Source organism: Polaromonas sp. (assembly GCF_029945895.1).
Classification (GTDB): Bacteria; Pseudomonadota; Gammaproteobacteria; order Burkholderiales; family Burkholderiaceae_C; genus Polaromonas.
Window position 1 is genome coordinate 1 of sequence record NZ_JAQSDL010000068.1, and the last position, 2364, is coordinate 2364.

Sequence of the window (2364 nt, forward strand, 5' to 3'; positions counted from 1 at the left end):
CGGGGAACGGGGAACGGGGAAGGCCCGGATCACCCGGAACCAGGGGGCCGGCCAGCCAGGTGTGCAGGCGCGGCCCGCGTTCAGGGCAGGCGCTTGTCGCCGCGAACCTCTCGTACTTCGACGTCTACCACGTCGGCTTCGCGCGGTGCAGCGGCGCCGGGCTTGCTGGCGCCCGGCCAGGCGGCTTGGGCCGAGAAGCGCTGGAAGCGGCCAAACACCATGGGTTTGGGCTTCTGGCCGGTGACCAGCGAGCGCAGCAGGCCCAGCGCAAGCAGCACCAGGCCGGCCAGCATCAGGCTCACCGCGAAAATCGCGGCGAAGGTCCACAGGACCAGGCGCAGGAGAAAAGACAGGACGCGGCTGAGGAAGCTGGGCACGTGAGGGTTTTCCGTAAGAGTCAGAACTGTTTACATGCGGGCAAATACCGCCGCTTCAAGCCGGGTCCGACGATGGAGAAGCTACCAGCGGATGCCCAGCTTGCCGAACAGCTTGCTCAGCACGAACAGCGGGCCCACCCAGAGGTACTGGATGTCTTCAAAAAACGACGGCTTTTTGCCTTCGAGCTTGTGGCCGACAAACTGCAGAATCCAGGCACCGACAAAAATTGCCAGCGACAGCGGCAGCACCCGCTCGCCCATGGCGTGTACCAGCGCCAGCAGGAGGGCCGACCAGAGCATCATGCTGACCAGAAAAACCAGCGACAGCCGCAGGTAATAAACCATGCTGGCGGCGACAAAAAGATAGGCCACCCAGGGATGCAGCGCAAACATCATGCCGAGCAAGCTCAGCATGATGAGCGGAATCGCCATGAAGTGGATCAGCTCGTTTTTCGGGTGCTGGTGGCTTTCGCCGTAATGGGCGAGCAACCGGTCCACCTGGCGCGGACCGGTTGATGTGTCGGATGTGTCGGGTGTGCTGCTGGGGTTCATGGGGCCTCCTGTACGGCGGTCGAAAAGCCGCTGGCGAGCAGGTCACTGTACGGGATCGCCGCCCTTTGCGAAAGCAGGGGAATTACTGCATTTTCGCCAGCTGGCGCAGCTGTTCGTCCAGCTTATCGGGGATCGTCAGCCCCGACAGCATGGCCTGTTGCTCCAGGGCGAATCTGCGCGCGCCGGCCAGGCGCACACCGTCATCCATCAGCATGTCCGTGATCAGTGTTTCCATGCGTTCGTAATAAACGTCCTGGCCGGCCAGCGCGCCCGGGTCGATCACGACAAAGGCCTGGCCGAGCCGTGGTGCATTGCCTTCATCGACAAAAAACGAGGACGCTTCAAAGCCGAACTGCGCACCGAGCAGGGCTGTGACCATGAGTTCGACGATCATTGCCAGCATGGCGCCTTTGGGGCTGCTGGCAGCGCCCAGCGGCAGCATGGAGCCTGCCAGGCCGGCCTTTGGGTCGGTGGTCGGCTGCCCCTGGCTGTCCAGCGCCCAGCCCAGGGGAATGGCCTGGCCCTCGCGGGCCGCCACCATCAGCTTGCCGCGCGCGACTTCGCTGAGGGACAGGTCGATCATTAGCGGTTCGGCGCTGCGGCGCGGGAACACCGCCGCCACCGGGTTGGTGCCGAAGATGGCGTGTTTGCCGCCGGCCGCCGGCATGGCGGCCGGGGAGTTGGCAAAAGCCAGCCCGACCAGACCGGCGTCGGCCACCGCGCGCAAGTGATCGACCAGCACGCCGCAGTGGTGGCTGTTGGTCACGCCGGCGAAACTCACGCCCAGCGTGCCGGCGGTGGCGATCGCGGTGGAGACGGCAAGATCGCAGGCCGGAAAAGCCAGCCCTTGGCCGGCATCGACGAGGATGGCTGCGCCCTGGTGGCGCATCACCCGGGCCAAAGCGGCGCCGTCCGCGCGGCCGTTGCGCAGGTGGGTCGCGTACTGCGCCACGCGGATCAGGCCATGCGAGGCCAGGCCTTGCGCCTCGGCACGCACCAGCGCTTTCGCGGTGCTGGCCGCCATGGCCGGCCCGGCGCCGGCGTGGTGCAGCGCCTGCAAGGCCAGGCGGGTGGCTTGTTCGATGGACAGGTGGGCCATGGTTTTCAGGTTCTTTCCGCTGACGACAGCGAGGAACGCCGGCGGCGCAACGCAGGCGGGCTCAGCCTCTCAGGCCAGCAGGGCCTGCGAGAATTCCCGGGCGTTGAAGGTTTCGAGGTCTTCGAGTTTTTCACCGACGCCGATGAAATAAACCGGCACCGGCCGCAGGCCCGGCGAGGCCTTGGCGCGCTCGCGCGACCACAGCGCAATCGCGGCCAGCACACCGCCTTTGGCCGTGCCGTCGAGTTTGGTCACGATCAGGCCGGTGAGTTGCAGGGTCTCGTCGAAGGCCTTGACCTGGCTCAGCGCGTTCTGCCCGGTGTTGCCGTCAATCAC

3 protein-coding genes and 1 pseudogene are annotated in these 2364 nt (G+C 66.0%); all 4 read right to left on the reverse strand.

Annotated elements, in window-relative coordinates; translation table 11 throughout:
* Window positions 1–80: 80 nt before the first annotated feature.
* Window positions 81–377, reverse strand: coding sequence for a hypothetical protein (locus PSV33_RS08195; RefSeq protein ID WP_300560512.1), 297 nt, complete (start codon window positions 375–377; stop codon window positions 81–83).
* A gap of 81 nt (window positions 378–458) precedes the next feature.
* Entirely contained in the window at window positions 459–929 is a 471-nt protein-coding gene (locus tag PSV33_RS08200; RefSeq protein WP_300560514.1) for an Mpo1-like protein, read from the reverse strand.
* 82 nt (window positions 930–1011) lie between these two features.
* Window positions 1012–2028, reverse strand: a complete 1017-nt coding sequence (locus PSV33_RS08205) for an Ldh family oxidoreductase (RefSeq protein WP_300560516.1) — start codon at window positions 2026–2028, stop codon at window positions 1012–1014.
* A 69-nt stretch (window positions 2029–2097) separates the two neighbouring features.
* Window positions 2098–2364, reverse strand: a pseudogene (locus tag PSV33_RS08210) (signal recognition particle-docking protein FtsY); the annotation flags it as partial.